Below are 26,627 nucleotides of genomic sequence, written 5' to 3'. Positions count from 1 at the left end.
GTCTACATTCCTCGGCGCGGCGCCGCGTCCAGACCGTTCAGGAACGGGTTGGAGGCGCGCTCGCGGCCGATGGTCGTCTGGGGGCCGTGGCCGGACAGCACCACGGTCGAGTCGTCGAGCGGCAGGCACACACGGGCCAGCGACTCGAGCAGCTCGGCGTGGTCGCCGCCGGGCAGGTCGGTGCGTCCGACGGAGCCGGCGAAGAGCAGGTCACCCGAGAAGAAGACCGGCGGAACGTCCGCGGCCTCGGGCATCCCGAACGTCACCGACCCCTTGGTATGGCCGGGCGCGTGCGAGACGGCGAACTCCAGACCGGCCAGGGTCAGCTTCGAGCCGTCGGTCAGCTCCTTGACGTCGTCCGGCTCCCCCACGGTCAGCTCACCCATGAGCGGCATCCCGATCGAGCGGCCGAGCGCCTTCTCCGGGTCGCTCATCATGTAGCGGTCCTCGGGATGGATCCAGGCCGGGACGTCATGGGCGCCGCAGACGGGGACGACCGAGGCGACGTGGTCGATATGGCCGTGGGTGAGGACGACGGCGACGGGCTTGAGCCGATGCTTCTTCAGCGTTTCCTCGACGCCCTGGGCGGCCTGGTGGCCCGGGTCGATGATCACGCACTCCTCACCTGCGGCGGGGGCGACCAGATAGCAATTGGTCCCCCAGGCCCCGGCGGGGAACCCGGCAATGAGCACGATCGTCCTTAATGTTCGTCCGGAGGATGCGGCAACGGCGAAGGATGCGGCAGATCAGAGCCTACCGGCGCTCCTCATGACACAGGTAACCCATATACGGTACGGGCAACTCAGGCCCTCATCTCACGACGTAACAAGGAGCCCAACCGGTGTCCAGCAGCGAACAGCGGCGGCGGCAGCTCGCCCGGGAAAAGTTCGAGCGCCAGCAGAAGCGCCGGGAGGAGGCCCGCAGCAGGACGAGGCGCGTCACCGCGATCGTCGCGGCCTCGGTGGCCGTGGTCGCCGTCGTGAGTGTGAGCGCGTTCGTCGTGGCGGGCAAGGACGACGACAAGGACAAGAAGAGCGACGCGGCGTCGAGCCAGAGTCCTGCTCCGGAGCCTTCGGAGAGCGAGAGCAAGGCTCCCACGCCGCCGATGAAGATCGACAAAAAGGCGAAGTACACGATGTCGCTCAAGACGAGCCAGGGCGACATAGCGTTCTCGATGGACGCGGCGAAGACTCCGCAGACGGTGAACTCCTTCAAGGCGCTCGCCGACAAGAAGTACTTCGACGACACCAAGTGCCACCGGCTGACCACCCAGGGCATCTTCGTGCTCCAGTGCGGCGACCCGAAGGGCGACGGCACGGGCGGTCCCGGCTACAACATCCCGGACGAGAACCTGGACGCGCTCGGCAAGGCGGGCGCCGACGGCACGGTCGTCTACCCGCCGGGCACGGTGGCGATGGCCAATACCGGCCAGCCGAACTCCGGTGGCAGCCAGTACTTCCTGGTCTACAAGGAGACGAAGCTCCCGCCCACCTACACCCCGTTCGGCACGATGGACGACGCCTCGCTGAAGGCCGTCCAGAAGGTCGGCGAGGCCGGTGTCGAGGGCGGTGCGGGCGACGGCGCCCCGAAGAAGGCCGTGACGGTCGAGAAGGCTTCGGTCGAGAAGGGCTGAACCGTCGGGACGGGACCGACGGTACGGCGACCGGCCGGGCGGCCACCGGCGGGGCGGAGAGCCACCGGTGGCCGGAGGGAAGAATTTCGGCCGTGCTGAGTGCGGACAGCCGGGTGGCCGGTCGCCTAGATTGGCGTTGTGCAGGGCGGGCGATGCCCGCCCCAGGAAACTGTGGACGATGCCCGGGGGGCGAACCCCCTCGCAGGCATCAGGTGGAGGAGGCGCTGTGAGCAGCGACCCGTGGGGCCGCGTCGATGAGACGGGCACCGTGTACGTGCGTACTGCCGAGGGCGAGCAGGTCGTCGGATCGTGGCAGGCCGGTTCGCCCGAGGAGGCTCTGGCCTATTTCGAGCGCAAGTACGACGGCATTGTGGTCGAGATCGGCCTCCTCGAACGGCGGGTGAAGACCACAGATCTGTCGGCGAAGGACGCGACGACGGCCATCGACCACCTGCGGCAGCAGGTCGACGAGCACCACGCGGTGGGCGACCTCGACGCGCTGCGCAAGCGGCTGGACGCGCTCGTCGCGACGGTCGAGGCGCGACGCGAGGAGCGCAAGGTCCTCAAGGCGAAGCAGACCGACGAGGCCAAGCAGGCCAAGGAGGCACTGGTCACCGAGGCGGAGGAGCTGGCGCAGAGCGAGCAGTGGCGCTCGGCCGGTGAGCGGCTGCGGGCGCTGGTGGACACCTGGAAGGGTCTCCCCCGTCTCGACCGCAAGTCGGACGATGAGCTGTGGCACCGCTTCTCGCACGCCCGCTCGGCGTTCTCCAAGCGGCGCAAGGCCCACTTCGCCGCGCTGGACGCCCAGCGCGAGGACGCCCGCAAGGCCAAGGAGAAGCTGGTCGCCGAGGCCGAGGGGCTGTCCGGCTCCACGGACTGGGTGACCACGGCCGCGCGCTACCGCGACCTGATGACCGAGTGGAAGGCGGCGGGCCGCGCCCAGCGCGAGTCCGAGGACGACCTGTGGAACCGTTTCCGCGGCGCCCAGGACGTCTTCTTCGCCGCCCGCAGCGAGGTCTTCGCGGAGCGGGACGCCGAGCAGGGCGAGAACCTCAAGCTGAAGGAGGAGCTCGCCGCGGAGGCCGAGAAGCTGGTGCCGGTGAAGGACCTCAAGGCGGCCCGGGCCGCGTTCCGGTCCATCAACGAGCGCTGGGAGGCCATCGGCCACGTGCCGCGTGACGCCCGCCCGAAGGTCGAGGGCCGGATGCAGGCGGTGGAGCGGGAGCTCCAGCAGTCCGAGGAGTCGGAGTGGCGCCGGACGAACCCGGAGGCGCGGGCCCGCGCCGCGGGTCTGACGGGTCAGCTCCAGGCCGCCGTGGACAAGCTGCGCGGCCAGATCGACACCGCACGCGCCCAGGGCAACAACGCCCGTGCGGACAAGCTGGCCAAGGAGCTGGAGGGCCGCCAGGCGCTGCTGGACCAGGCGCTCAAGGGCCTGGAGGAGTTCGGCGGCTGAGACAACGGCTGCCAGAAGGCCCCGGTACGCGTCGCGCGTACCGGGGCCTTTCCGTTGCCGCCGCTGTGGGCTGGACAGTCCTCAGGGCCTGCGGGCCGAGGTGACCCGGTAGACGTCGTAGACGCCCTCCACGCCGCGCACGGCCTTCAGGACGTGGCCCAGGTGCTTGGGGTCGCCCATCTCGAAGGTGAAGCGCGAGGTGGCCACCCGGTCGCGAGAGGTCTGGACGGCCGCCGACAGGATGTTGACGTGCTGGTCGGAGAGGATCCGGGTGACGTCGGAGAGCAGCCGGGAGCGGTCCAGCGCCTCGACCTGGATGGCGACCAGGAAGACCGAGGACTGGGTGGGGGCCCACTCGACCTCCAGGATCCGCTCGGGCTGCTGCGAGAGCGACTCCACGTTGACGCAGTCGGCGCGGTGCACGGAGACGCCACTGCCCCGGGTGACGAAGCCGATGATCGGGTCGCCGGGGACGGGCGTACAGCAGCGGGCCAGCTTGACCCAGACGTCCTCGACGCCCTTGACGACGACGCCCGGATCCGCGTTGGCTCGGCGCTTGCCGCGACCGCCGTGCGAGGGTGGAGTGGACTCGGCGAGGTCCTCGTTGGCCTCGTCGTGGCCGCCGAGTGCCTGCACCAGCTTCTGCACGACGCCCGCCGCCGCGACATGGCCCTCGCCGATCGCCGCGTACAGCGAGGAGATGTCCGGGTAGCGCATCTCGTGGGCGAGGGTGACCAGGGAGTCGCCGGTGAGGATGCGCTGGATCGGCAGGTTCTGCTTGCGCATGGCGCGCGCGATGGAGTCCTTGCCCTGCTCGATGGCCTCGTCGCGGCGCTCCTTGGAGAACCAGGCGCGGATCTTGTTGCGGGCGCGCGGCGACTTCACGAAGCCGAGCCAGTCCCGGGAGGGTCCGGCGCCGGCCGCCTTGGAGGTGAAGACCTCGACCAGGTCGCCGTTGTCGAGTGTCGATTCGAGCGGGACGAGCCGCCCGTTGACGCGTGCTCCTATGGTCCGGTGGCCGACCTCGGTGTGGACGGCGTACGCGAAGTCGACGGGGGTCGCGCCTGCGGGCAGCGCTATCACGTCGCCCTTCGGCGTGAAGACGAACACCTCGTTGCGCGAGAGGTCGAAACGCAGGGACTCCAGGAACTCGCTGGGGTCCTCGGTCTCCTTCTGCCAGTCCAGGAGCTGACGCAGCCACGCCATGTCGTTGACGGTGTCCTGCCCGCGTCCGGTGCTCTTGGGCACGTCGGTACGCACCTTGGAGACGCCGGCGGAGGGCTCCTGCTTGTACTTCCAGTGGGCGGCGATGCCGTATTCGGCGCGGCGGTGCATGTCGAAGGTGCGGATCTGGAGCTCGACGGGCTTGCCGCTGGGACCGATCACCGTGGTGTGCAGTGACTGGTACATGTTGAACTTGGGCATCGCGATGTAGTCCTTGAACCGCCCGGGCACCGGATTCCACCGGGCGTGGACGGTGCCGAGCGCCGCGTAGCAGTCGCGGACCGTGTCGACGAGGACCCTGATGCCCACCAGGTCGTAGATCTCGGCGAAGTCGCGGCCTCGCACGATCATCTTCTGGTAGACGCTGTAGTAGTGCTTGGGACGGCCGGTGACGGTGGCCTTGATACGGGCGGCGCGCAGGTCTGCCTGGACCTCGTCGGTCACTATGGCGAGGTATTCGTCGCGCTTGGGGGCGCGCTCGGCGACGAGCCGGACGATCTCGTCGTACATCTTGGGGTAGAGGATCGCGAAGGCGAGGTCCTCCAGCTCCCACTTGATGGTGTTCATGCCCAGCCGGTGCGCCAGCGGGGCGTAGATCTCCAGCGTCTCGCGGGCCTTCTTCTCCTGCTTCTCCCGCTTGAGGTAGCGCATGGTGCGCATGTTGTGCAGACGGTCCGCGAGCTTGATGACCAGGACCCGGGGGTCCTTGGCCATGGCGACGACCATCTTGCGTACGGTCTCGGCCTGTGCGGCCTCGCCGAACTTGACCTTGTCGAGCTTGGTGACGCCGTCGACGAGCAGGGCGACCTGGTCGCCGAAGTCGCGCCGCAGGGTGTCCAGACCGTACTCGGTGTCCTCGACGGTGTCGTGCAGCAGGCCGGCCATCAGCGTCGCCGGGTCCATGCCCAGCTCGGCGAGGATCGTGGTGACGGCCAGCGGGTGGGTGATGTAGGGGTCGCCGCTCTTGCGCTTCTGACCGCGGTGCCAGCGCTCGGCGACCTGGTAGGCCTTCTCGATCTGGCGGAGCGTGGCCGTCTCGATCTTGGGGTCGTTGCCCCGGACCGTACGCAGGAGGGGTTCCAGGACGGGGTTGTACGGACTGGAGCGCTGTACGCCCAGTCGGGCGAGGCGGGCCCGCACCCGGTTGGAGGAGCCGCCGGTGCGGGAGGCGGACCCGGCGGTGGCCCCGGTCTTCGCCGGGGGGCCAGGAGGCGGGGGCTTGGGCGCCTCGGGGGCCGGTTTCCTTGCCGGTGGCTGCGCGGGCCCGGTCGTCCCGGCCGGGGCCGGCGGCGTCTCGGGGCCCGCGGGCTTCGCGGGAGGGGCGGCCGGACCGGAGGGCTTCGCGGCGGCCGGGGGGCGCGCGGCGCCCGCGGCGGGTTCGGCGGGCGCGGGCTCCGGCGCGTTCGAGGGCGCGGCCTTTTCCGGCGTGGCGGGGGCCGCCACGGGCTTGTCGGGCTGCGGGGCGGCGGCTGACTGGGCCTCGTCTGGCAAGAGCGCTCCTCGTGCGGATCCGGGGTACCCGGAGAGCCCATGGTATCGATCCCCCGGCGGGACCTCGCCCGGGGCGGTGGGAGCCTGTACAACGAGGGATGGGCACCCGGTGTTCCCGGGTGCCCATCCCTCGCGTGCTCGGTGTCCGTCGCGGGACGGCGACCGGCGTTCAGACCGTGATCAGAGCCTCCAGCGGTGCCCCTGCGAGGCCCCGTTCCAGACGGGCCCGGCCCGCGAGGAAGCCGAGCTCCATGAGGACCGCGACGCCCGCGACCTGGGCGCCGGCCCGCCGGATGAGCTCCAGCGAGGCCTCGGCGGTGCCGCCGGTGGCCAGGACGTCGTCGATGATCATGACCCGGTCCTCCGCGTCGAGGTCCTCGGCGTGGATCTCGATCTCCGCGCTGCCGTACTCCAGCTCGTAGGACTGGCTCAGCGTGGCACCGGGGAGCTTCCCGGCCTTGCGGACCGGGATGAACCCCATGCCGGCCCGGACCGCGACGGGCGCGGCCAGGATGAAGCCGCGCGCCTCCAGGCCGACGATCTTCGTGGCGCCGTGCCGTACGCACAGCTCCGCGAGGGCGTCGGTGAGCGCCGTGAAGGCCACCGGGTCCGCGAGCAGCGGGGTGATGTCCTTGAACATCACGCCCGGCTTCGGGTAGTCCGCGACATCGCGGATCCGGCTGAGCAGCAGCTCCCTGGTGGATTCGGTGGTGCTCGTCATCGCTCAGCGCTTCCCGGGGTGCGGCCGTGCGACCGGGGGCGGCCGATCGCCGTGCCCGCGGTCTCGGCGTCGTCGTACTGGTCCTCGGGGCCGTCGTCGTCGGGGGACTCGCCCTTGGCGGCCGCGGCGGCCCGCTTGGCGAGGATCCGCTTCTTCAGCGCCTTCATCTGCGGCTCGCGTTCCTTGAGGTCGGCGACGAGCGGCGTGGCGATGAAGATCGAGGAGTAGGCACCGGCGGCGAGACCGACGAACAGCGACAGCGAGATGTCGTTCAGCATGCCCGCGCCGAGGACGCCGCCGCCGATGAACAGCAGACCGGCGACCGGCAGGAGCGCCACCACGGTGGTGTTGATCGAGCGGACGAGCGTGCTGTTGATCGACCGGTTGGCGATCTCGCTGTACGTGAAGCGGGTCTGCTTGGTGATGTCCTTCTGGCCCTCCTTGAGGCTGTCGAAGACCACCACCGTGTCGTACAGGGAGTAACCGAGAATGGTCAGCAGACCGATCACCGTGCCCGGGGTGACCTCGAAGCCGACCAGGGCGTAGACGCCGACCGTGATGGTGATGTCGTGGATCAGCGCGATGAGGGCGGCGACGGCCATCCGCCACTCGAAGGCGATGGCCAGATAGATCACCACCAGGATCATGAAGACCCCGAGGCCGGTCCACGCCTTGTTGGCGATCTGCTCGCCCCAGCTGGGGCCGACCAGGTCCGCGTTGATGTCGTTGGCGGGGATGCCGAGCTCGTCGGAGAGCGTCTCCTTGATCTCGTTGGCCTTGGCGGTGTCGACCTCGGTGATCTGGATGCGCAGACCGCCGTTGCCGAGCTCCTGCACGATCGCCAGGTGGCCGGAGGCCTCGGTCGCCACGTCCGTGGCCTGGGCGGTGGAGATCTGGGCCTTGGTGTCGGTCGTGAAGACCGCGCCGCCCTTGAACTCGATGCCCATGCGGAGGCCGCCGACCGCCACGCCGATGATGGCCGTGATGGTGATCAGGATCGAGATGCCGTACCAGATCTTGCGGTTGCGGATGAAGTCGTAACCGACCTCGCCGCGGTAGAGCCGGGCGCCGAGATTGCCGAGTCGCGACATCTCACGCCTCCTTCGGTTCGGTGGGGGCGTTGACACGGCGCGAGCGGCGCAACGGCGGCTGGGCGCCGAGCCGCTTCGGGTCCAGCCCGGACCACGGTCCGCCCTTGGAGAAGAACTTCGTCCGGCCCATGAGCGTCATCAGGGGCTTGGTGAAGAGGAACACCACGACGACGTCGAGCAGGGTGGTGAGGCCGAGCGTGAAGGCGAAGCCCTGCACCTTGCCGACGGTGACGATGAAGAGGACGACCGCGGACAGGAACGATACGAAGTCGGAGACCAGGATGGTGCGCCGGGCGCGTGGCCAGGCGCGCTCGATGGCCGGGCGCAGCGTGCGTCCCTCGCGGATCTCGTCTCTCACGCGTTCGAAGTACACGATGAACGAGTCGGCTGTGATACCGATCGCGACGATGGCACCGCAGACCGCCGGAAGGTTCAGCGCGAAGCCGATGGCCGGTCCCAGGAGGGCCATGATCGTGTACGTCAGGACGCCCGAGACCAGGAGGCTCAGCAGCGCGATGAACGCCAACCCCCGGTAGTAGGCGACCAGATAGATCACGACCAGCGCGAGACCGATCGCACCGGCGATCAGACCCGCTTTGAGCTGTTCGTCGCCGAGGGCGGCGGTCACCGTGGTGACGCTCACCTCCTCGAAGGTCAGCGGAAGCGCACCGTACGACAGGATGTTGCCGAGGTCCTCGGCGGACTGCTGGTCGAAGCTGCCGGAGATCTGGGCGTTCTTGCTGAGCGCCGTGCGCACCGAGGGCGCGGAGACGACCTCGCCGTCGAGGACGATCGCGAACTGGTTCATCGGCGGCTGCTGCTGCGAGAGCCGGCCGGTGATCGTCTGGAACTTCTTGGCGCCGGCGGAGGTGAACTCCATCGACACGATCCACTCACCGGTCTGCTGCTCGATGGCGCCCTTGGCGTCGTCGACGTCGCTGCCGGAGACCTCGGCCGGGCCGAGGACGTACTTCTCGTAGCTGCCCGGGACGTTCGAACCGCAGGCGACGATCGAGTCGGTGGGCTTGGCGTTCTTGCCGGCCTCCGTGCGCTGCTTGGGGTCCGTGCAGTCGAGCTTGGCGAACTCCTCCTGGAGCTTGGCCGTCGCCGGGTCCGCAGGGGGCGTCGCCCCGGGGGAATCGGACGGCTTCGGCTTGTCGGAGGCGCCGGGGGTCGGGTCGTCCTTCGTCAGGGCCCCGGTGACCGCGCGGCCCTGGGTGGTGGCGCTCGCCGAGGGGGTGGCCTCCGCATCGGTGGCCTCCTCGCCCTTGGGCTTGTCCGCGTCTTCGGCGGACTCGCCGGGCTTCGGGGTGGCGCTGCCCGAGGGAGTCCCGGAGCCGGAGGGTGTGGGCTGCTCGGGGCCGCTCGCCTGAACTGTCAGAACAGGCCGGAAGTAGAGCTGGGCGGTGGTGCCGACCTGCTCCTGGGCCTGCTTGGAGTTCGTCCCCTTGGGGATGTTGACGATGATGTTCTTCGAGCCCTGGGTCTGAACCTCGGCCTCGGAGACGCCCAGACCGTTGACCCGCCGCTCGATGATCCCGACCGCGGTGTTCATGTTGGTCTGGTTGATCGCGTTCGGCTTGCCGGGCTGGTTCTGTGCCTCCAGCGTGATCGACGTGCCGCCGGCCAGGTCGATGCCCAGTCGTGGCGTGGTGTGCCCGGACAGGAACATCCCGCCGGTGAGCGCGACCATGGCGATGAGGATCAGAGCCAGGGCACGCCCCGGCCTGCCCTGACCGCCGGACGGCCCTCGGCCCTTCTTGGGTGCTGCCACCTTCTCGTTTCTCCCTGTCCAACCGCCCCGCGCCGGGTACGCGCCCGAGCGGCCACGAAGTGTAGTGGGGACCCTGCCCCCGCAGACGACCGCACGGTCCCGGGGACGCCGCGCGCCGGTGGGCGCGCGACGTCCCCGGGATCGTGAGAACTACTTGGAGTCGGCGTCGCCGTCGGTCTTGCTCTCGTCCTTGGCGTCCTTCGCGTCCTTGACTTCCTTGACCGAGGCGTCCTCGGGCTCGACGTCGTCGGCCGCGTCGTCCTTGGTCAGGTCGATCCTGGCGACCTCGGCGGAGTCGGACTCGCCGGTCAGCGAGGAGGCGTCGTCGGGAACGACCGTGCCGTCCGCGTCCAGCTCCGGGTCGTCACCGTGCACGATGCGGTTGTACTCCGCGTCGTCCAGGACGGCGCCGATGGAGTTCTTCGCGTAGATGGCGTGCACGCCGGGAGCGACCTCGAGGATAACGGTGTCGTCGTGGACTTCCTTGACGGTGGCGTACATGCCCCCGATCGTCCGGACGCCGGTGCCGGGCTGCATGTCGTTGCGCATCTGCGCGGCCGCCGCCTGCTTCTTCTTGGCGGAACGGGTCATCAGGAACATGGCCCCGATGAGCACGATGAAGGGGAGGAGAGTCAAGATATCCACGGGACGGGAATTCCTTCGCACGACCGCGCTGGAATGCGGCCTGTATATACGGGGGTGGGTACACCGACCGGTAAGGGCGGCATCGGCGGAGTCTAAGCGAGTCCGCATCGTTGGAACAACGCCCAGCATGGCACCGGGGTTCCTGTGCACGCGAACCTGTGACCCATCACGCCCCGAACAGACCCTGTTGTCCCTTTGCTCCATGCTGCGGCGGGACCAGTCCCAGATGCGCCCAGGCCGCCGGGGTGGCGACGCGGCCGCGCGGGGTCCTGGCCAGCAGTCCTTCCCGTACGAGGAAGGGCTCGGCGACCTCCTCGACGGTCTCCCGCTCCTCCCCCACCGCGACCGCCAGTGTGGACAGCCCCACCGGGCCGCCGCCGAAGAGCTTCAGCAGGGCGCCGAGGACGGCGCGGTCCAGCCGATCGAGTCCGCGGGCGTCAACCTCGTACACCTTGAGGGCGGCCATCGCGATCTCCCGGTCGATCGTGCCCTCCGCCTTGACCTGGGCGTAGTCGCGGACGCGGCGCAGCAGGCGGTTGGCGATACGGGGGGTGCCGCGGGAGCGTCCGGCGATCTCGGCGGCGCCCTTCACGTCGATGGCGACGTCGAGGAGGCGGGCCGAGCGGTGGATGACGCGCTCCAGTTCGGCGGGGGCGTAGAACTCCATGTGCCCGGTGAAGCCGAAGCGGTCGCGCAGCGGGGGCGGCAGCAGCCCGGCCCGGGTGGTGGCCCCGACCAGGGTGAAGGGGGGCAGTTCGAGTGGGATGGCGGTGGCGCCGGGGCCCTTGCCGACGATGACGTCGACCCGGAAGTCCTCCATCGCCATGTAGAGCATTTCCTCGGCGGGCCGGGACATGCGGTGGATCTCGTCGAGGAAGAGGACCTCGCCCTCCTGGAGGGAGGAGAGGATCGCCGCGAGGTCGCCGGCGTGCTGGATGGCGGGGCCCGAGGTGATCCTGATCGGGGCGTTCATCTCCGCCGCGATGATCATCGAAAGAGTGGTCTTGCCGAGGCCCGGGGCGCCGGAGAGCAGTACGTGGTCGGCGGTGGCGCCGCGGGCGAGGGCGGCCTTGAGGACCAGGTCGAGCTGTTCGCGGACCTTCTCCTGGCCGACGAACTCCTCCAGGTCCTTGGGGCGCAGCGCCGCCTCGACCGCGGTGTCCTCGCCGTCGAGATGACCGGCGTCGACCAGCCGGTCGTCGAGGACCGGGCCGGTCGGCTCGTCGGTCTCGGGTCCGGGCTCGTCCCAGTTCATCAAGGGCCTCTTCGGTGGTTCGGTGCCGGTCAGCGTGCGCGGTTGAGAGTCTGCAGGGCGGCCCGCAGCAGCTGCGGCACGGGGGGTGCCGTGCCCTCGGCGACGGCGGCCTCCGCCTGCGGGGCGACGGCGCTGACGGCCTCGTCGGCCTCGCGGCTCGCGTAACCGAGGCCGATGAGGGCGGCCTGGAGCTGGTCGCGCCAGCCGGAGGTGACAGAGGTGCCGATGCCCTGCTGGCCGATGTGCGCGCCGACCGGTTCGCCGAGCCGGTCCTTGAGCTCCAGGAGCAGCTTCTGCGCGCCCTTCTTGCCGATGCCGGAGACGGCGGTCAGCGCCTTCTCGTCGCCGGTGGAGACCGCGAGGCGCAGGGCGTCGGGGCTGTGGGTGGCGAGCATGGCCTGGGCGAGGCGGGGGCCGACGCCGCTGGCGGTCTGGAGGAGCTCGAACACCTGCCGCTCGTCGTCGTCCGCGAAGCCGTACAGCGTGAGCGAGTCCTCGCGGACGACCAGCGAGGTGGCGAGCTTGGCCTCCTTGCCGACGCGCAGGTCGGCGAGGGTGTGCGGGGTGCACTGGACCGCCATGCCGATGCCGCCGACCTCGATGACGGCGGTGGTCGGGGCCAGGGCGGCCACCGGGCCGGAGACGAAAGCGATCATGCGGTGCGGCCTTTCAGCGTGCGGGACGTGCCGGGAGCCCCGGGCGGGCCGGGCGGGCGGGAAACCCCGGGCGCACGGGAGGCGCCTGGGGCGCCGGCCGCCCCGGGTGTGCGGGACGCGCCGGACGTGCGGTGGGCGGCGACGGCCTGCTGGAGCCGGTTCTGCGCGGGGGCGCGCCAGATGTGGCAGATGGCCAGGGCCAGGGCGTCGGCGGCGTCGGCGGGCTTGGGCGGTGCGTCCAGCCTCAGCAGGCGGGTCACCATGGCGCCGACCTGGTCCTTGTCGGCGCGGCCGGATCCGGTGACCGCCGCCTTGACCTCGCTGGGGGTGTGCAGGGCGACGGGGATGCCGCGGCGGGCGGCGCAGAGCATGGCGACCGCGCTGGCCTGCGCGGTGCCCATCACGGTGCGTACGTTGTGCTGGGCGAAGACGCGCTCGACGGCGACGAAGCCCGGGGAGTGCTCGTCGAGCCACTGGTCGATGCCGCGCTCGACGGCGACGAGCCGGTCGCCCAGCTCCGCGTCGGAGGAAGTGCGCACGACGCCGACGCCGATCATGGTCAGGGGTCTTCCCGCGACTCCTTCGACCACGCCGACGCCGCACCGGGTCAGCCCCGGGTCAATGCCCAGAACCCGCATGGAGCCCCCTGTCCTCAGCCCGTCGCCGGCGCGCCGCGCCCGCTCGATCATCTGCGTCCGCTCGATCATCTGTTCCCGCAGGCTATCGGCTCGCACTGACAATCCGTCGCAACCACAGGACGACGGGCCGACGGGGAGTGCCCCGTCGGCCCGTCGTGTGAGGCCTGTCGGCCGCGCCGTCAGGCGTCGACCTTCTCCATGACCTCGTCGGACACGTCGAAGTTGGCGAAGACGTTCTGCACGTCGTCGCTGTCCTCCAGCGCGTCGATGAGCTTGAAGATCTTGCGGGCGCCCTCCTCCTCCAGCTCGACCTGCATGGTCGGGAGGAAGTTGGCCTCGGCGGAGTCATAGTCGATGCCCGCCTCCTGGAGCGCGGTGCGCACCGCGACCATGTCGGTGGCCTCGCTGACCACCTCGAAGGTCTCGCCGAGGTCGTTGACCTCCTCGGCGCCCGCGTCCAGGACCGCGCCGAGGACGTCGTCCTCGGTCAGCTCGCCCTTGGGCACGATCACGACGCCCTTGCGGTTGAACAGGTACGAGACGGAGCCCGGGTCGGCCATGGAGCCGCCGTTCCGGGTCATCGCGACACGTACGTCGGACGCGGCACGGTTGCGGTTGTCGGTGAGGCACTCGATGAGCACCGCGACACCGTTGGGGCCGTAGCCTTCGTACATGATCGTCTCGTAGTCGGCGCCGCCCGCTTCGAGACCGCCACCGCGCTTGACCGCGGAGTCGATGTTCTTGTTGGGGACGGAGCTCTTCTTCGCCTTCTGGATGGCGTCGACGAGCGTGGGGTTGCCGTCGGGGTCCACGCCGCCGGAGCGCGCCGCGACCTCGATGTTCTTGATCAGCTTCGCGAAGAGCTTGCCGCGCTTGGCGTCAATCACGGCCTTCTTGTGCTTCGTCGTAGCCCATTTAGAGTGGCCGGACATCTGCCTTCTCCTTCGCGTCACCAAAATCGAGTCGAACCCGAGAGATCCTACCGGGGTCCGCTCAGTTCACCGCGCGCACCATGTCCACGAACAGAGCGTGCACGCGATGGTCGACGGTCAGTTCGGGATGGAACGAGGTGGCGAGGGCGTTTTCCTGCCGGACGGCCACGATATGCCCACCGTGTTCGGCGATGACCTCGGTCTCGGCCCCGACGGACTCGACCCACGGCGCGCGGATGAACACACCGTCCACCGGGCCGCCTTCGACGCCGCCGACCTCGACCGCGGCCTCGAACGACTCGTTCTGCCGGCCGAAGGCGTTGCGCCGCACGATCATGTCGATGCCGCCGATGGTCTCCTGGCCCGAGCGGGGGTCGAGGATCTTCTCGGCCAGCAGGATCATTCCGGCGCAGGTGCCGTAGACCGGCATGCCGGCCCTGACCCGCTCGCGCAGCGGCTCCATCATGCCGAAGAGCACGGCCAGTTTGGACATGGTGGTGGACTCGCCGCCGGGTATGACCAGGCCGTCGACCTCGGCGAGCTCCTCGGGGCGCCGGACCGGCCTGGCCAGGGCGTCCGCCGAGGCCAGGGCGATCAGATGCTCCCGTACGTCGCCCTGGAGAGCCAGCACGCCGATCAGGGGGGTGTCGCTCATCAGTGGTTACCAGCCGCGGTTGGCGTAGCGCTCGGACTCGGGCAGGGTGTCGCAGTTGATGCCGACCATGGCCTCGCCCAGGTTGCGGGAGGCGTCCGCGATGACCTTCGGGTCGTCGTAGAAGGTGGTGGCCTTCACGATGGCGGCGGCGCGCTTGGCCGGGTCGCCGGACTTGAAGATGCCGGAGCCGACGAAGACGCCCTCGGCGCCGAGCTGGCGCATCAGCGCGGCGTCGGCCGGGGTGGCGACGCCACCGGCGGAGAACAGCACGACGGGCAGCTTGCCGAGCTCCGCGACCTCCTTGACCAGCTCGTAGGGGGCGCGGAGGTCCTTGGCCGCGGCGTACAGCTCGTTGTTGTCGAAGCCGCGCAGCCGGGCGATCTCGTTCTTGATCTGGCGCAGGTGGCGTACGGCCTCGACGACGTTGCCGGTGCCGGCCTCGCCCTTCGAGCGGATCATGGCCGCGCCCTCGGCGATGCGGCGCAGGGCCTCGCCCAGGTTGGTGGCGCCGCAGACGAAGGGGGTGGTGAAGGCGAACTTGTCGCTGTGGTTGACCTCGTCGGCCGGGGTGAGGACCTCGGACTCGTCGATGTAGTCGACGCCGAGGGACTGGAGCACCTGGGCCTCGACGAAGTGGCCGATGCGGGACTTGGCCATGACGGGGATGGAGACGGCCCCGATGATCTCCTCGATCATGTTGGGGTCGGACATCCGGGCCACGCCGCCGTCCTTGCGGATGTCGGCCGGGACCCGCTCCAGGGCCATGACGGCGACGGCGCCCGCGTCCTCGGCGATCTTCGCCTGTTCGGCGTCGACGACGTCCATGATCACGCCGCCCTTGAGCTGCTCGGCCATGCCACGCTTGACGCGGGCGGTGCCGGTGGCGGGGTACTCGGCGGACTGCGGGGTGCTGGGAAGCGTGGACACGGGACCTCACTCGGTGAAAAGACGCTGGTGACTGCAATGCCGAGCAAACGCCCCGGGACCAGTCCACAGCAAGGGCCAATGGACAGGCCGTGGATCGTTTTGGCCCTGGACCGATCCCCGGATCGGCCCTGGACCGGTCCCGGCTCAGCGGCTGTCAGGTGCCGGGCCGGTCCGCGAGGGCCACCGGTGGGGCGTCGTCCATCTCGAAGGCGAGCGGGAACGGGGCGTGCCCGGCCAGTCGGAAGAGCCGGACGGTACGGTGCCGGCGCAGGGCGCGGGCGGCGCGTACGGAGTCGTTGTGGAAGCGTCGGGCCATGGGGACGCGGCGTACGGCGGCGGCCAGTTCGGTGGCAGCCTCCTCGCCGCCGGGGATCTCCTTCACCGCGTCGACCTGGGCCGGTTCGCCGAAGACGGCGCGCAGGGCGGTGCTCAGTTCGCTCTCGGCGACCTCGCGGTGGTCCTCCTCGGCCTGGCGGGCGGCGTGCGCGGCCTCGTACAGGACGATCGAGGCGGCCGGGTCCAGGACGCCGGAGGTGGCCAGCTCCTGGGTGACCGAGGCGCGGCGCAGCAGTTGGGCGTCGAGGGCGGCGCGGGCGGCGTCGATCCGGGAGTGCAGCCGGTCGAGCCGGCCTGCGGTCCAGCTGAGGTACACGCCGACCGCGATGAGGGCGACGACGATCCAGACGATGAGGGTTACGGTCACGGGCCCACACGCTACCGTCGCCGGGGGCCCCCGCTTCAACGGGAGCCCCGGGGCTCAGTCCCGGGCCAGCCCGAATCGGGCCCGCAGCCCGGAGCGTTCGTCCGCCGCGACCGAGGCGGCCCCGTCGGTCACCGTCTCGTACACCGCGAGGATGTCGGCCCCCACCGTCGCCCAGTCGAAGCGCCGTACGTGGGCCTCGCCGCGCTCGCGCAGTCCGGCCCGGCGCTCGGGGTCGCCCAGCAGCCGGATCGCGGCGGCGGCCAGCGCGTCGGCGTCCTCATTGGCGAAAAGGTCGCCCGCCGCGCCCTGGTCCAGCACCTGTGCGAAGGCGTCCAGGTCGCTCGCCAGCACCGGCGCACCGGCCGACAGCGCCTCGACCAGGATGATGCCGAAGCTCTCGCCGCCGGTGTTGGGGGCCACGTACACATCGACGCTGCGCAGCAGCCGGGCCTTGTCCTCGTCGCTGACCATGCCGAGGAACTCGACGCGCTCGCGCAGTTCCTTCGGCAGGGTCTGAACCGCCTCCTCCTCGTCGCCGCGCCCGGCGACCAGCAGCCGGGCCTCGGGATGGGCGGCGAGGATCGCGGGCAGCGCCTTCATCAGGACGGGCAGGCCCTTGCGGGGTTCGTCGATGCGGCCGATGAAGCCGAGGGTCCCGCCCTGCCATGCGGCCTTCGGTTCGGCCTTGGCGAAGAAGCCGACGTCGACGCCGTTGGGGATGACGACGGCGTCCCCGCCGAGGTGCTCGACCAGGGTGCGCCGGGCGTACTCGCTGACGGCGATCCGGGCGCTGATCTTCTCCAGCGCGGGCTGGAGGATCGGGTACGCGGCGATCATCGCCCGGGAGCGCGGGTTGGAGGTGTGGAAGGTGGCCACGATCGGCCCCTGCGCCGCCCAGCAGGCCAGCAGGCCCAGCGACGGGGAGGTCGGCTCGTGGATGTGGATGACGTCGAACGTGCCGTCGTGGAGCCAGCGCCGCACCCGGGCCGCCGACAGGAAGCCGAAGTTCAGCCGGGCGACGGAACCGTTGTACGGAACGGGGACGGCCCGGCCCGCCGAGACGACGTAAGGCGGCAGTGGCGTCTCGTCGTCGGCGGGGGCCAGGACGGAGACCTCGTGGCCGAGCCGGATCAGGTGTTCGGCGAGGTCGCGGATGTGGAACTGCACGCCGCCCGGTACGTCCCAGGAGTACGGGCAGACGATGCCGATCTTCACGTGGGTTCCCCCCGGGGGTCCAGGTCGTCCAGCCAGAGCCGCTGGAGCATGTGCCAGTCCTCCGGGTGTTCGGCGATGCCGCCGGCGAAGGCGTCGGCCATCGCCTGGGTCATGGCGGCGGTCTTCTCGGCGCGGGTGCCTTCTGCCGGCGCCTCGACCGCCGGGTGGATGCGCCCCTTCATCACGGGTGTGCCGTCGTACCAGAGTGTTACCGGCATCAGCAGCGCGCCGGTCTGCTGGGCGAGCAGCGCCGGGCCCGCGGGCATCCGGGCGGTGGCGCCGAAGAACGACACCTCGACGCCGGACGCGGACAGGTCCCGGTCCGCGACCAGGCAGATCAGACCGCCCGCGCGCAGCCGCCGGGCCAGGGTTCCGAACGCGGCCCCGCCACTGTGCGGCAGGACCTCCATGCCCAGGCCCTCGCGGTAGGCGACGAACCGGTCGTAGAGCGTCGCGGGCTCCAGGCGTTCGGCGACGGTGGTGAAGGGGACCTTGAGGTCGGTGGTGACCCAGGCTCCCGCGAGGTCCCAGTTGGCCAGGTGCGGCAGGGCGACGATCACGCCCTTCCCGGCGTCCAGGCCCTCGGTCAGGTGGTGGACGTCGGCGATGTCGATGCTGTCCTTGATGCGCTGGGGGCTCCAGGTGGGCAGCCGGAAGGACTCCATCCAGTAGCGCATGTAGGAACGCATCCCGGCCCGCGACAGCTCAGCCAGCCGTTCCGGACCCGCGTCGGGGACGACCCGGGCCAGGTTCGACTCCAGACGCAGCACGCTCTTGCCGCGCCGCTTCCACACCTGGTCGGCGATGGTGGAGAAGAGCCGGGCGGCGGCGGGCTCGGGCAGCTTCTTGACGGCGCCCCAGCCCAGTCCGTAGAGCCCGTCGGTGAGCCGCCCCTTCAGGTCGGACGCGTCGGCGCTCACCGGTCGCCCTCGCTCCTCTGGCCGACCTGGCCGGCCTGACCGGCGGAACCGGCGGCGGACGGGTCCACGGCGGCCGGTCCCGAGGCGGTCTCCGCGGCGTCCGCCTCGGCGGATTCGCGGCGTACGGTCACGACGCGCTGGATCAGCGTCACGAGGCTGCCCGCGGCGACGATCCACAGCGCGATCGGCAGCAGGATGTCGATACCGGGGACGCCGAAGGTGTGCAGTCCGGCGAGACCGGCGGCGACCAGCGAGATCACCAGGCGCTCGGCGCGCTCCACGAGGCCGTTGACCGCGACCGGCAGACCGATCGACTCGCCGCGCGCCTTGGTGTACGAGACCACCTGGCCGCTGGCCAGGCAGAAGATCGCGACGGCGCACAGGATGGTGTCGTCACCGCCGCCCGCGTACCAGAGGGCGAATCCGGCGAAGATCGCCCCGTCGGCGACCCGGTCCAGCGTCGAGTCGAGGAACGCGCCCCACCGGCTGGAGACCCCGGCCTGCCGCGCCATGTTGCCGTCGACGAGGTCGGAGAAGACGAAGATCGTGATGACGATCGTGCCCCAGAAGAACTCCCCCATGGGGAAAAAGACCAGCGCACCTGCCATCACTCCGGCCGTGCCGACGAGAGTGACCGCGTCGGGGCTGACCCCGAGGCGGAGCAGCAGAGCGGCGAACGGTGTGAGGACACGCGTGAAAAATGCACGCGCGTACTTGTTCAGCATGGCCTTCCCGAGGGTTCGGTTCGCCGGGCGGCCCCTTCGGCCGCCGGCTGGCCCATCGTAGTCACCGCCGGTGCCTTCCACCGGACGGGCACCCGCCGCCGGGTGTCACACCGGTCCCGGCAGGGGCCGGGCGTGTACGCGCCGCTGTGGCCCGTGCCGGTGCCCGGCTTCCGGGGTGTGCCGGTGCGCGCCGTACGAACCCTGCCGCGCGCGCCGTACGAACCGCGCCGTGCGCGACGTACGAACCGCGCCGTGCGCGACGTAGGGGCAGGGCCCGTCCGTACGAACCGCTCCGTGCGCGACGTATGGACGGGACCCTGTCGCGGTGCCAAGCTCGAAGGACCGCGGGCGTCGCCGAAGCCGCCGCGGCGGCCTCCCCGTGCCCGTGACCACCGCTGCTCCGCGCGCGGTCGCCCTCCCCCGCACCGCGCCATCGACCGGGAGGCACGCACCATGGGCGACAAGGCACACGGACACCCCGGGGCCGCCGGAGGAGTACCGACGGCCGGCCACCCCTCCGCCGTACGGAACGTGGTGCTGGTCGGCCCCAGCGGATCGGGCAAGACCACGCTGGTCGAGGCGCTGGCCCTGACGGCGGGAGCCGTGAACCGGGCCGGGCGGGTCGAGGACGGGGCGACCGTCTCCGACTACGACGAGATCGAGCGGCGCCGACGGCGTTCCGTACAGCTCTCGCTGGTCCCGGTGGCCTGGGACGGCTGCAAGATCAATCTGCTGGACACCCCCGGATACGCGGACTTCGTCGGGGAGCTGCGGGCCGGTCTGCGCGCGGCGGACGCGGCCCTGTTCGTCGTCTCCGCGGCCCAGGACGCGGCGACCGTGGCCGCGACCACCCGGGCCGCCTGGGAGGAGTGCGCGCTCGTCGGCATGCCACGCGCGATCGTCGTGACGCACCTGGACACCGCCCGCACCTCCTTCGACGACATGAACCGGATCTGCGCCGAGGCCTTCGGGGGCGAGGACCCCGACGCCGTACTGCCCCTGTACCTGCCCGTGCTGGGGCCCGAGGGCGCCGATGGGCACGCCCCGCTGACGGGGCTCACCGGGCTGCTGAGCCGACGCGTCCTCGACTACTCCTCGGGGGAACGCGCCGAGCGGCCCCCGGCGCCCGACCAGGAGGAGCCCCTTCGGGCGGCCCGGGATCGGCTGATCGAGGGGATCATCGCCGAGAGCGAGGACGAGTCCCTGATGGACCGCTATCTCGCCGGAGAGGACCTCGACGTCGCGATGCTGATCGCCGACCTCGAACGGGCCGTCGCCCGGGGCTCCTTCCACCCCGTCCTCACGGCGGCGCCAGCGGCCGAGGGCGCCCGGCAGGGTATCGGCACGGTGGAGCTGCTGGATCTGATCACCCGCGGCTTCCCGACCCCACTGGAGCGCACCCCGCCCACCGTCACCTCCCCGTCGGGCGAGCCCCGGCCCGCCCCGGTCTGCGATCCCGGGGGCCCGCTGGTCGCCGAGGTCGTCAAGACGGCCTCCGACCCGTACGTGGGCCGGGTCTCGTTGGTCCGCGTCTTCTCCGGCACCCTGCGCCCCGACGACTCCGTACACCTCTGCGGCCACGGTCTGGACGCCACGGGACGCGCGCCCCGCCCCTGTCACGAGGCGGAGATCCGCGTCGGGGCGCTCACCTCACCGTTCGGCCGCCGGCAGCACGCTCTGGACCGGTGTGTCGCGGGCGATCTGGCGTGCGTGGCCCGGCTCGGTGAGGCGGAGACCGGCGACACGCTCTCCCCGGCCGGCGACCCCGTCCTGATCGAACCCTGGTCGACGCCCGACCCGCTGCTCCCGCTGGCCGTACGGGCGCACGGCAAGGCGGACGAGGACAAGCTGTCGCAGGGCCTGGCCCGGCTGGTCGCCGAGGACCCCACGCTGCGGCTCGAACAGAACCCGGACACCGGTCAGGTCGTCCTGTGGTGCCTGGGCGAGGCCCACCAGGAGGTGGCCCTGGAGCGGCTGCGCAGCCATTACGGCGTCCAGGTCGACGCGGAACGGCATCGGGTGCCGCTGCGCGAGACGTTCGCCGGGCGGGCCGCCGGGCGCGGACGGCACGTCAAACAGTCGGGCGGTCACGGCCAGTTCGCGATCTGCGAGATCGAGGTGGAGCCGCTGCCGCCGGGCTCGGGCATCGAGTTCGTCGACAAGGTCGTCGGCGGTTCGGTGCCGCGTCAGTTCGTTCGCTCGGTGGAGAAGGGCGTGCGGGCCCAGGCCGCCCGGGGGCTGGGCGCCGGGCACCCCTTGGTCGACGTGCGCGTCACCTTGCTGGACGGCAGGGCGCACTCGGTCGACTCATCGGACGCCGCCTTCCAGGCCGCCGGGGCGCTCGCGCTGCGCGAGGCCGCGTCCGACACCCGTATCCAGCTCCTGGAACCGGTGTGCGAGGTGAGCGTCCTGATCCCCGACGACTACGTGGGTCCGGTGATGAGCGACCTCTCGGGGCGGCGAGGGCGTGTCGTGGGCACCGAGCAGAGTCCGGACGGGCACACCCTCGTACGGGCCGAGGTGCCGGAGATCGAGGTCGGCCGGTACGCGGTGGACCTGCGCTCCCTGTCGCACGGCACGGGCCGCTTCGACCGCGCGTACGCCCGGCACGAGGCGATGCCGCCGCAGGTGGCGGACCGGGTCCGGGCGGAGCGGTCGGACGGGGCCCCCGGCGCGTGACCGGCGCACTGTCGCACACGCCGTTCGACGCACGCGGGTGACGGGCAGTGGTGTGATCAGGACGATACGCTGTGGTCGCAGCTCAGAAGGTATGCCGCGTACGGTAGTTGGGCACACCGCAGGAGCAGACGTGCGGCGAGTGGGGGCGACAGGTGGCCAACGACGGATTCGACTTCTCACCCGGGGCCCAGGTCCCGATCCAGGGCTCGGGCGGCCAGACCGTGGCGACCAATGCCCTGGCCTCGGCGGCGTATCGGGACAGTCCGGTGGAGACGATCCTCGACGCCAACAGCGAGTGGCACAAATCGGTGGTGAAGCCGGGCTCCTCGAAACTCTTCAAGTCCGACTACTTCAAGCCGAATCTGGGCGAGGCGTTCGCCCGTGCCGTCCAGGAGCGGATGCTCGGCGGCGCCCGCAAGGCGCTCATCCAGTCCTTCGGCACGGACCCGCAGACCGTGGTGGAGCACTGCCTGTCGGCGAACAACCTGCGCAAGGCCCGTGACACCCGGCTCACCCTGGTGACCGTGGTGTTCGGCGTCCTGTTCCTGCCCGGCATGCTGGCCTGGGTGATCGCCTTCCGGGTCCGGGACGCGCTCAACAAGTCCAAGGACACGGCGTTCCGCGCGGTCGGCACGGTCCTCCTGACCGCCTTCGGGATCGGCGCGCTGGTCCTGATGGTCAAGCTTCCCCTGGACGGACTGCTCGCGCTCTATGTCCGGGGCGCGCTCATCGCCCCGGTGATCGGCTGGCTGATCGCCAAGCGGATCGCGGAGACCTCGGCCAAGGACATGCGGGCCCGCTGGGAAGGCCTGCTCTCCGGCGCCGGGGTGATCGCGAAGATCCCCGAGGCGGTGCCGAAGAATCCCAACGAGACCGCCCGCGAGGCCCTCCGCCAGGGCCTGGAGAAGCTGTCGGCCGAGCAGCAGTCGAACGCCGTCTTCTACGCCGGTCCCAAGGGCGTCCTCGGGATGGGCACCCGCTGGGGCAGCTGGCAGCTGGCCGAGGAGCTGCTCCCCAAGGACCCGACGAGGGAGATCCACCAGTTCCGCAGCTGGGACCTGATCCGGATCATCCACGACCAGCTGAAGATGCTGGAGCGCGGACCGCTCAACACCGGCGGCTTCCCGAAGCCGTCCGTGAAGCACTGGATCGTCTCGCCCATCGGGGAGAACGCCGACTCCGTCACACGCCCCGAGGGGGAGGACGTCGCCACCTTCCAGGTGAAGCCCCACGAGATACAGCGGATCTGCAACCACCAGCAGTTCGGCAGCGGCGACCGGCATTACCTGGGCGTCCAGTTCACCCTGTGGGACGGCCAGCTGGTGATCACCATGATGATCACCGTCACCGTGCTCCACGAGACCCTGCGCATCGAGGTCACGGGCCATGCGCTGGGGCCGGTGCACGGCCTGTTCCTCTCCAAGCCGGCGGCGAAGACGAAGACCGTCAACAAGACCGTCCGCTTCTGGGAGACCCGGGACATCCAGCTGGCGCTGGTGGACGCCAAGGAGGTCGTCCGGCTGGCCCTGCGGGCCCCGCTCACCTGGTATCCGCCGCTGCTGGACTACCTGGGCGGGAAGATAGTGCTGCCCGAGCCGTTCGGGCTGCGGCACGCGTGGGCGGCCAAGCCGTGGAACCACCGCTTCATGGCGGACGACGCGATGCGCGCCGCCACGCCGGTACTCCGGGCCGTGCACACGGCGGCGATGCGGGTCCTCGCGGAGAACGGCGTCGACACGGAGCGCTTCGACAACCGCTCGATGATACTGAGCGGCCTCGTCCAGGACCCGGCCCCGCGCAAGGCCGACGTCTACGACGCGTAGGAACGTGACGTGAGAGGGGGAGGCCCGGTCGGCCCTCCCCCTTTCACGTACCGCGCTCAGCGGGCAGGCAGCTCGCCCTTCGGCCAGGCGTCGGCCAGCATCGCCCGGGTGTCGCCCAGCAGCTGGGGCAGCACCCTGGTGTGGCCGATGACCGGCATGAAGTTGGCGTCCCCGCCCCAGCGCGGCACCAGATGCTGGTGCAGATGCGCGGCGATCCCGGCACCGGCCACGGAGCCCTGGTTCATGCCGATGTTGAAGCCGTGCGCCCCGGAGGCCGCCCGCAGCGCGCCCATCGCCCGCTTGGTGAAGTCCGCCAGCTCCGCCGTCTCCGGGCCGTCCAGCTCGGTGTAGTCGGCCACATGACGGTAGGGGACGACCATGAGGTGACCACCGTTGTACGGGTACAGGTTCAGCACCGCGTAGACGTGTTCGCCGCGCGCCACGAGGAGCCCGTCCTCGTCGGATTTGGCGGGGATCGAACAGAACGGACAGCCGTCCTCCGCGCCCGGGCCGCTCGGCTTGTTCTCGCCCTGGATGTACGCCATCCGGTGGGGAGTCCACAGGCGCTGGAATGCGTCGGGCGTCCCCACGCCGATCTGCTGCTCCGGCTCACTCGTCATGCCGATCAGCATATTGCGTCACCCCGGCGGAGCGTGTCGCCGGGGCCGCACCGCCCGGCCGCCCGCGATGCTGAGGCGATGAGCGACGGACCCGCCCCCGAGCCACCCGACCGGCTGACCCGCTGGGAGCAGCGCGCGGAGGTTCCGCTCTTCGCCGCGGGGCTGCTCTTCCTGACCGGTTACGCGGTCCGGGTGCTGACCCCGCACGACGACGAGCCCTGGAACGACCTCGCCCTGATCCTCGTCTGGTCGACCTGGCTGCTGTTCCTCGTGGACTACGGGGCCCGGCTGCGGCTCAGCGGACTGGGCGCGCGCTTCCCGCGTACGCACTGGCTCGACACCCTGGTCCTGCTGCTGCCCCTGCTGCGCCCGCTGCGCATGGTCAAGGTGTACACGGCGGTGCAGCGACGCCGCGACCGCCCGCGGCTCGGTCTGTACGCGCGAGTGATCTCGTACGCGGGACTGACCGCCGCCCTGCTCGGCTTCGCCGCCTCGCTCGCCGTCTACCACCTGGAGCACTCGGCCCCCGGCGCCTCCATCCGTACCTTCGGCGACGCGGTGTGGTGGGCGTGCGCGACGCTCACGACGGTCGGTTACGGGGACGCCGCACCGGTCACGTTCTGGGGCCGGACGGTCGCGGCGGGGCTGATGGCCGGCGGCCTGGCGCTGCTGGGCGCGGTCACGGGGTCGTTCTCGTCCTGGCTGATCCAGGTGTTCACCCGGGAGGACGAGAGACGGCCCCCGGAGCGCGGTTGATGACGCTCCGGGGGCCGTTCCTGTCGTACGGATCCTGTCGTACGGATCAGACCTGTACGCGGTCCTCGACGGCCTTCGCGATCTTGGCGAGGGCCTCGTCGGCCGGGATGCCGTTCTCCTGGGATCCGTCGCGGTAGCGGAAGGAGACGGCGCCGTTGGCCATGTCCTCATCACCAGCGATGATCATGAAGGGCACCTTGGCCTTCTGCTGGTTGCGGATCTTCTTCTGCATCCGGTCCGAGGAGGCGTCCACGTCCACCCGCAGCCCCTGCTTGCGCGCCTTGGCGGCGAACTTTTGGAGGTAGGGGATGTGGGCGTCGCCGATCGGGATGCCGACGGCCTGGACCGGTGCGAGCCAGACCGGGAACGCGCCCGCGTAGTGCTCCAGGAGCACGGCGAAGAAGCGCTCGATGGAACCGAACAGGGCACGGTGGATCATGACCGGGCGCTGCTTGGAACCGTCCGGGCCGGTGTACTCCAGGTCGAAGCGCTCCGGCAGGTTGAAGTCGAGCTGCACGGTCGACATCTGCCAGGTACGGCCGATGGCGTCTCGGCACTGCACCGAGATCTTCGGACCGTAGAACGCGGCGCCGCCCGGGTCCGGGACCAGGGGCAGACCCTGCTTCTCGGCGACCTGACGCAGTGTCTCGGTGGCCTCTTCCCAGGTCTCGTCGGAGCCGACGTACTTCTCCGGGTCCTTGGTGGAGAGCTCCAGGTAGAAGTCGGTGAGCCCGTAGTCCCGGAGCAGGTTCAGCACGAAGGTGAGGGTGCGGTCGAGCTCCTCCGCCATCTGCTCCTTGGTGCAGTAGATGTGCGCGTCGTCCTGCGTGAAGCCGCGCGAGCGGGTCAGGCCGTGCACGACGCCCGACTTCTCGTACCGGTACACCGTGCCGAACTCGAAGAGACGCAGCGGCAGTTCGCGGTACGAGCGGCCCCGCGCGTCGAAGATCAGGTTGTGCATCGGGCAGTTCATCGGCTTGAGGTAGTAGTCCACCCCGTCGTCGAGCTGCATGGGCGGGTACATGCCGTCGGCGTACCAGTCCAGGTGGCCGGACTTCTCGAAGAGCTTGCCCTTGGTGGCGTGCGGGCTGTAGACGAACTCGTAGCCCTCCTCCTCGTGACGGCGGCGCGAGTAGTCCTCCATGGCCCGGCGGATGACGCCGCCCTTGGGGTGGAAGACCGCGAGGCCGGGGCCGATCTCGTCGGGGAAGGAGAAGAGGTCCAGCTCGTTGCCGAGCTTGCGGTGGTCGCGCTTGGCGGCCTCCTCCAGGAACTCCAGGTGCGCCTTCAGCTCGTCCTTGGTCGGCCAGGCGGTGCCGTAGATGCGCTGGAGCATCGGGTTCTTCTCGCTGCCGCGCCAGTACGCCGCGGCGTTGCGCATCAGCTTGAACGCCGGGATGAACCGGGTGGTGGGCAGGTGCGGACCCCGGCAGAGGTCCTTCCAGCACAGGTCGCCGGTCTTCGGGTCGAGGTTGTCGTAGATGGTCAGCTCGCCGCCGCCCACCTCGACGTCCGCGCCGTCGTCCGAGGAGGCGGAACCCTTGATGCCGATGAGCTCCAGCTTGTACGGCTCGTCGGCCAGCTCCTCGCGGGCGGCCTCGTCGGAGACCACGCGGCGGGAGAACTTCTGGCCCCGCTTCTGGATCTCCTGCATCTTCTTCTCGATGGCCTTGAGGTCCTCGGGCGTGAACGGCTTCTCGACGTCGAAGTCGTAGTAGAAGCCGTCCTTGACCGGCGGGCCGATGCCCAGCTTCGCGTCGGGGAAGAGTTCCTGCACGGCCTGGGCCATGACGTGCGCGGTGGAGTGGCGCAGGATGTTCAGGCCGTCCTCGGAGGAGATCTCCACCGGCTCGACGCTCTCGCCGTCCTGGAGCTCGTAGGAGAGGTCCTTCAACTCGCCACCGATGCGCGCGGCGACGACGGTGCGCTGACCGGGGAAGAGCTCGCCGGCCGTCGTGCCCGTCGTCACCACGTGCTCTTCCCGCTCGGAATCGCGTTGGATGATCACACGGACGTCTGACACCGGTCTCTCCTGACTGAGGGGATGCCCGCTCCATAGTGGCTAGGCACTATGGATCGTACCGAGCC

23 protein-coding genes are annotated in these 26,627 nt (G+C 70.6%); 5 read left to right on the top strand and 18 right to left on the bottom strand.

Annotated features, from left to right (window positions below; all coding sequences use genetic code 11):
* Positions 1-2: 2 nt before the first annotated feature.
* The gene (locus AB0F29_RS09585) at positions 3-692 is read right to left on the bottom strand and encodes an MBL fold metallo-hydrolase (protein ID WP_361869349.1); all 690 of its coding nucleotides are present in this window, start codon (positions 690-692) and stop codon (positions 3-5) included.
* 149 nt (positions 693-841) lie between these two features.
* On the opposite strand from AB0F29_RS09585, the gene AB0F29_RS09580 reads away from it, so the two are divergent.
* Complete coding sequence (locus AB0F29_RS09580; protein WP_361869347.1) at positions 842-1,633, top strand: peptidylprolyl isomerase; 792 nt, start codon at positions 842-844, stop codon at positions 1,631-1,633.
* 226 nt (positions 1,634-1,859) lie between these two features.
* Entirely contained in the window at positions 1,860-3,089 is a 1,230-nt protein-coding gene (locus AB0F29_RS09575; RefSeq protein ID WP_361869344.1) for a DUF349 domain-containing protein, read from the top strand.
* Between the two features lie 81 nt (positions 3,090-3,170).
* On the opposite strand, the gene AB0F29_RS09570 is transcribed toward AB0F29_RS09575, so the two are convergent.
* The 15 genes from AB0F29_RS09570 to pgsA form a co-directional block, all read right to left on the bottom strand.
* Positions 3,171-5,804, bottom strand: coding sequence for a bifunctional (p)ppGpp synthetase/guanosine-3',5'-bis(diphosphate) 3'-pyrophosphohydrolase (locus tag AB0F29_RS09570; RefSeq protein WP_361869342.1), 2,634 nt, complete (start codon positions 5,802-5,804; stop codon positions 3,171-3,173).
* 169 nt (positions 5,805-5,973) lie between these two features.
* Positions 5,974-6,525 (bottom strand): adenine phosphoribosyltransferase, encoded by a 552-nt coding sequence (locus AB0F29_RS09565; protein ID WP_361869340.1) that lies wholly within the window; start codon positions 6,523-6,525, stop codon positions 5,974-5,976.
* The gene (gene secF, locus AB0F29_RS09560; RefSeq protein WP_361869337.1) at positions 6,522-7,616 is read right to left on the bottom strand and encodes a protein translocase subunit SecF; all 1,095 of its coding nucleotides are present in this window, start codon (positions 7,614-7,616) and stop codon (positions 6,522-6,524) included. Before secF ends, AB0F29_RS09565 begins: the two co-directional genes overlap by 4 nt.
* 1 nt (position 7,617) lies before the next feature.
* Positions 7,618-9,390 carry a protein translocase subunit SecD gene (secD, locus tag AB0F29_RS09555; protein WP_361869334.1) on the bottom strand — a complete coding sequence of 591 codons (1,773 nt, stop codon included), beginning with the start codon at positions 9,388-9,390 and terminating at the stop codon, positions 7,618-7,620.
* 150 nt (positions 9,391-9,540) lie between these two features.
* Positions 9,541-10,035: a preprotein translocase subunit YajC gene (gene yajC, locus AB0F29_RS09550; RefSeq protein ID WP_018960506.1), complete on the bottom strand. Its 495-nt coding sequence runs from the start codon at positions 10,033-10,035 to the stop codon at positions 9,541-9,543.
* 166 nt (positions 10,036-10,201) lie between these two features.
* Complete coding sequence (ruvB, locus tag AB0F29_RS09545; protein WP_361869332.1) at positions 10,202-11,290, bottom strand: Holliday junction branch migration DNA helicase RuvB; 1,089 nt, start codon at positions 11,288-11,290, stop codon at positions 10,202-10,204.
* A 29-nt stretch (positions 11,291-11,319) separates the two neighbouring features.
* Positions 11,320-11,946, bottom strand: a complete 627-nt coding sequence (gene ruvA / locus AB0F29_RS09540) for a Holliday junction branch migration protein RuvA (protein ID WP_361869330.1) — start codon at positions 11,944-11,946, stop codon at positions 11,320-11,322.
* Positions 11,943-12,584: a crossover junction endodeoxyribonuclease RuvC gene (ruvC, locus tag AB0F29_RS09535; RefSeq protein WP_361869567.1), complete on the bottom strand. Its 642-nt coding sequence runs from the start codon at positions 12,582-12,584 to the stop codon at positions 11,943-11,945. Before ruvC ends, ruvA begins: the two co-directional genes overlap by 4 nt.
* 179 nt (positions 12,585-12,763) lie before the next feature.
* Positions 12,764-13,516: a YebC/PmpR family DNA-binding transcriptional regulator gene (locus AB0F29_RS09530; RefSeq protein WP_032794021.1), complete on the bottom strand. Its 753-nt coding sequence runs from the start codon at positions 13,514-13,516 to the stop codon at positions 12,764-12,766.
* A gap of 61 nt (positions 13,517-13,577) precedes the next feature.
* The gene (gene pdxT / locus AB0F29_RS09525) at positions 13,578-14,171 is read right to left on the bottom strand and encodes a pyridoxal 5'-phosphate synthase glutaminase subunit PdxT (protein ID WP_361869327.1); all 594 of its coding nucleotides are present in this window, start codon (positions 14,169-14,171) and stop codon (positions 13,578-13,580) included.
* A gap of 6 nt (positions 14,172-14,177) precedes the next feature.
* On the bottom strand, positions 14,178-15,098 hold the full coding sequence (gene pdxS / locus AB0F29_RS09520) for a pyridoxal 5'-phosphate synthase lyase subunit PdxS (protein WP_018960500.1): 921 nt from the start codon (positions 15,096-15,098) through the stop codon (positions 14,178-14,180).
* A gap of 154 nt (positions 15,099-15,252) precedes the next feature.
* Positions 15,253-15,801, bottom strand: a complete 549-nt coding sequence (locus tag AB0F29_RS09515; RefSeq protein WP_007457915.1) for a hypothetical protein — start codon at positions 15,799-15,801, stop codon at positions 15,253-15,255.
* Positions 15,802-15,855: 54 nt separating this feature from the next.
* The gene (locus AB0F29_RS09510; RefSeq protein WP_361869324.1) at positions 15,856-17,016 is read right to left on the bottom strand and encodes a glycosyltransferase family 4 protein; all 1,161 of its coding nucleotides are present in this window, start codon (positions 17,014-17,016) and stop codon (positions 15,856-15,858) included.
* Positions 17,013-17,936 (bottom strand): phosphatidylinositol mannoside acyltransferase, encoded by a 924-nt coding sequence (locus AB0F29_RS09505; RefSeq protein ID WP_361869321.1) that lies wholly within the window; start codon positions 17,934-17,936, stop codon positions 17,013-17,015. The genes AB0F29_RS09510 and AB0F29_RS09505 overlap by 4 nt, the downstream gene beginning before the upstream one ends.
* Positions 17,933-18,661 carry a phosphatidylinositol phosphate synthase gene (gene pgsA, locus AB0F29_RS09500; protein WP_361869319.1) on the bottom strand — a complete coding sequence of 243 codons (729 nt, stop codon included), beginning with the start codon at positions 18,659-18,661 and terminating at the stop codon, positions 17,933-17,935. Before pgsA ends, AB0F29_RS09505 begins: the two co-directional genes overlap by 4 nt.
* A 453-nt stretch (positions 18,662-19,114) precedes the next feature.
* On the opposite strand from pgsA, the gene AB0F29_RS09495 reads away from it, so the two are divergent.
* Both AB0F29_RS09495 and AB0F29_RS09490 read left to right on the top strand, forming a co-directional pair.
* A complete protein-coding gene (locus tag AB0F29_RS09495; protein ID WP_361869317.1) occupies positions 19,115-21,340 on the top strand; it encodes an elongation factor G-like protein EF-G2 in 2,226 nt (741 codons plus the stop codon).
* A gap of 152 nt (positions 21,341-21,492) precedes the next feature.
* Positions 21,493-23,163: a hypothetical protein gene (locus AB0F29_RS09490; RefSeq protein WP_361869315.1), complete on the top strand. Its 1,671-nt coding sequence runs from the start codon at positions 21,493-21,495 to the stop codon at positions 23,161-23,163.
* 56 nt (positions 23,164-23,219) lie between these two features.
* Here the strand turns inward: AB0F29_RS09490 and AB0F29_RS09485 are convergent, their stop codons facing one another.
* On the bottom strand, positions 23,220-23,795 hold the full coding sequence (locus AB0F29_RS09485) for an HIT domain-containing protein (protein WP_018960493.1): 576 nt from the start codon (positions 23,793-23,795) through the stop codon (positions 23,220-23,222).
* Between the two features lie 66 nt (positions 23,796-23,861).
* On the opposite strand from AB0F29_RS09485, the gene AB0F29_RS09480 reads away from it, so the two are divergent.
* Positions 23,862-24,539 carry a potassium channel family protein gene (locus tag AB0F29_RS09480; RefSeq protein ID WP_361869312.1) on the top strand — a complete coding sequence of 226 codons (678 nt, stop codon included), beginning with the start codon at positions 23,862-23,864 and terminating at the stop codon, positions 24,537-24,539.
* Between the two features lie 46 nt (positions 24,540-24,585).
* On the opposite strand, the gene thrS is transcribed toward AB0F29_RS09480, so the two are convergent.
* Entirely contained in the window at positions 24,586-26,562 is a 1,977-nt protein-coding gene (gene thrS / locus AB0F29_RS09475; RefSeq protein ID WP_361869310.1) for a threonine--tRNA ligase, read from the bottom strand.
* Positions 26,563-26,627 lie beyond the last annotated feature (65 nt).

The organism is Streptomyces sp. NPDC026589, assembly GCF_040638385.1.
Taxonomy (GTDB): domain Bacteria; phylum Actinomycetota; class Actinomycetes; order Streptomycetales; family Streptomycetaceae; genus Streptomyces.
This window is presented reverse-complemented; position numbering and strand designations above follow the sequence as displayed.

Bases quoted from the DNA above. Each gene is read 5' to 3' on its own strand.
- AB0F29_RS09530 (WP_032794021.1), bottom strand. From the start codon at position 13,516: ATGTCCGGCCACTCTAAATGGGCTACGACGAAGCACAAGAAGGCCGTG.
- ruvA (WP_361869330.1), bottom strand. From the start codon at position 11,946: ATGATCGCTTTCGTCTCCGGCCCGGTGGCCGCCCTGGCCCCGACCACC.
- secF (WP_361869337.1), bottom strand. From the start codon at position 7,616: ATGTCGCGACTCGGCAATCTCGGCGCCCGGCTCTACCGCGGCGAGGTC.
- AB0F29_RS09480 (WP_361869312.1), top strand. From the start codon at position 23,862: ATGAGCGACGGACCCGCCCCCGAGCCACCCGACCGGCTGACCCGCTGG.
- AB0F29_RS09485 (WP_018960493.1), bottom strand. From the start codon at position 23,795: ATGCTGATCGGCATGACGAGTGAGCCGGAGCAGCAGATCGGCGTGGGG.
- pgsA (WP_361869319.1), bottom strand. From the start codon at position 18,661: ATGCTGAACAAGTACGCGCGTGCATTTTTCACGCGTGTCCTCACACCG.
- ruvC (WP_361869567.1), bottom strand. From the start codon at position 12,584: ATGCGGGTTCTGGGCATTGACCCGGGGCTGACCCGGTGCGGCGTCGGC.
- AB0F29_RS09565 (WP_361869340.1), bottom strand. From the start codon at position 6,525: ATGACGAGCACCACCGAATCCACCAGGGAGCTGCTGCTCAGCCGGATC.
- ruvB (WP_361869332.1), bottom strand. From the start codon at position 11,290: ATGAACTGGGACGAGCCCGGACCCGAGACCGACGAGCCGACCGGCCCG.
- AB0F29_RS09495 (WP_361869317.1), top strand. From the start codon at position 19,115: ATGGGCGACAAGGCACACGGACACCCCGGGGCCGCCGGAGGAGTACCG.
- pdxT (WP_361869327.1), bottom strand. From the start codon at position 14,171: ATGAGCGACACCCCCCTGATCGGCGTGCTGGCTCTCCAGGGCGACGTA.